Annotated in this window: 1 protein-coding gene; it reads left to right on the top strand. The window is 54.0% G+C overall.

The genetic code is table 11. The features are described 5' to 3' along the window. A partial coding sequence (locus VJL_RS23990; protein ID WP_038881827.1) for a hypothetical protein occupies nucleotides 1-574 on the top strand: 574 nt, incomplete at both ends.

The following is a 574-nucleotide window of genomic DNA, read 5'->3' as shown; positions in this document are numbered from 1 at the left end:
TTCACATCAGCTAAAGCGTTGGCGATGATCCCAACCTTAACCGTTGAAAATATCAATGATGTTAACGAAACGGGCGCTGCAAGCGTTGGCGTCAGTGGTAATAGCACACGCTTCGAAACCACAGACACATTGACCATCAAAGCGGTCGATACGGACAATAAAGAAGTCACGCAAACCACGACAGCGGCTGCATTGGGTAAATGGAACACGACGCTCGATGTCTCGGGTCTTAAAGACGGCACCATTACGGTGACGGTGAACGGTACTAACGACTTGGAGGCGCCGGCAAAAGAAGCGACGACGACATTTACGTTGACGCAAACCAAGCCGACGGTGGACGACGGTCAAACGTCGATTAACCCAACGTACGCAGCGACGGGTGAGAGCGTGACCGTTACCGCCACGTTCGACAAAGGCGTTACCACACCGACGGGTTCGACGCTGGGTACCGCGGCGATCAACTGGACCGCGCAAGCAGGTACTCAGACCCAATGGGTGGGTACAGCAGAAGTCGCGTCGGTTGCGGATTCGGTGAAGAGTGTGGCGTTAACGTTGCAAGGCTTTAGTGATGCAA

Origin of the sequence: Vibrio jasicida CAIM 1864 = LMG 25398 (assembly GCF_000400365.1) — a bacterium.
Lineage (GTDB): Bacteria > Pseudomonadota > Gammaproteobacteria > Enterobacterales > Vibrionaceae > Vibrio > Vibrio jasicida.
The sequence above is the reverse complement of the archived record's forward strand: the minus strand, read 5'-3'. Positions and strand labels throughout refer to the sequence as shown.